Here is a 1,468-nt window from a genome sequence, read left to right as displayed (position 1 = left end):
GGATGATGCGATGAATCAGATTCGCGGGCAGATTTCGCCGTTCACGCTGTCGGGCTGGTTACGTCACGGCTGTGAGCGTGTCCTGCAGATTGCTGGGATGTCGGCGTGCCATCCGGGTGAGCCGAATGCGGATTATATGCGCGCGGATGTGTACGATCGTGATCTGAGCCAGGGGTACCACGAGAAAGGAGCTTGCGTTGAGGCAGGCGATTCCGACGTTGGCTGTGTTGTCTACGAGCTGTTCGGTGGATTCGGTGATAAGCCGGGTGAGCTACTGCGCCGGCCGATTCGGTTCTCGCCGGTTCGCTCCCAGGTCGATGTTCTCCGTGGTGAAGCCGAGGCGCATTACCGGCAGTTACACACGCAGGTGAGGTCGCGGAACGACAGGGATGGTGGGGAACCGCTTCGGCACGCCACCCGTGACGTAGTCGGGAACGTCGAGGGGACGTGGCTGTTGACGCTGCGAACGCTGAAACCGGAGTTCGTCGGGTTGTTGCTAGAAGCGGTATCGTTGCTCAATTCGAAGAGTGATACGTTCGAGTTCCAGCTGGGTGGTGCGCGGAATTTCGGTGCGGGGATTGCTGATGTGGACGTGCTGAATCCGTTGTACTCTGAGCAGGAGATCCGTCGCGTGTACAATCGGGCGCAGAACGCGACGACAGTGATGCGAGAGAAAGACGAGCAGTGGCGTGAAGTCTACCGCGAAGAGTTCACGCGGGCCTTACAGGCGCGTGTAAGCGATTCTGACGGCGAGCTGGGCGCGGCGATCGATCGTCACGACAGTCTCGACGAGGGAGAGCGAGGTGATCTCTGATGGCTGATGCTCGTGAGATGGTGGATGCTGACGCGGTCGGTGAGACAGTTGCTGATCCGATGGTAGCCGTGTATCGCCACGATGTACACAAAATGAATGGTCGGCGGCACGGGTCGGGTGCTGAGGTGTACCACGGTGTGCCGGTGAACGAGGCCGTACCGCGTGGTGCGGATAGTGATGCGGCGTTGCTCAGTCGGCCGTCGGGCGAGCCGGAACAGACGGTGGCAAATCACTCGTCTCCATACCGATTGTCGCTGTTGACGGGTGAGTCTGCGACTGAATCTGACCGGATCGAGGCGGCAGCGGATGGCGGGTTCCGATCGTTGGTGGTATCTGATGATGCGCCTCGACTACACGCAACGTGGCTGACGAGCGACGTGGCGGCGGCGTTCAACGAATCCGTGTATTATCCGTACACGTCGCTGAAGTACCACGTGCTGTTGACGGCGGCGCTGTTGTCCGAGTACCGAGCAGGCCGGACCTTCGATGAGCTTTATTTGGCGGTGCATCCAGGTGAGTCGTCGGCCGCTGATGCCGGTGTCGAAGCGGCGTTAGAGAGTGATGTGGTGTCGCCGCATCGAACCGTGTTGTGGTCGCCGTTGGTGACGCTGGCTGTGACGAGTGATCCGGGCGATCGGCCGGCGGCGAGGCTCA

2 protein-coding genes are annotated in these 1,468 nt (G+C 60.6%); both read left to right on the top strand.

The annotated features are described in order from the left end of the window. A partial coding sequence (locus tag DVK07_RS19160) for a hypothetical protein (RefSeq protein ID WP_121598478.1) occupies positions 1 to 814 on the top strand: 814 nt, incomplete at its 5' end. Further along, on the top strand, positions 814 to 1,468 hold a 655-nt coding region (locus tag DVK07_RS19155), incomplete at its 3' end, for a hypothetical protein (RefSeq protein WP_121598477.1). The genes DVK07_RS19160 and DVK07_RS19155, both read left to right, overlap by 1 nt.

Origin of the sequence: Halorubrum sp. Atlit-26R (assembly GCF_003666015.1) — an archaeon.
Lineage (GTDB): Archaea > Halobacteriota > Halobacteria > Halobacteriales > Haloferacaceae > Halorubrum.
This window is presented reverse-complemented; position numbering and strand designations above follow the sequence as displayed.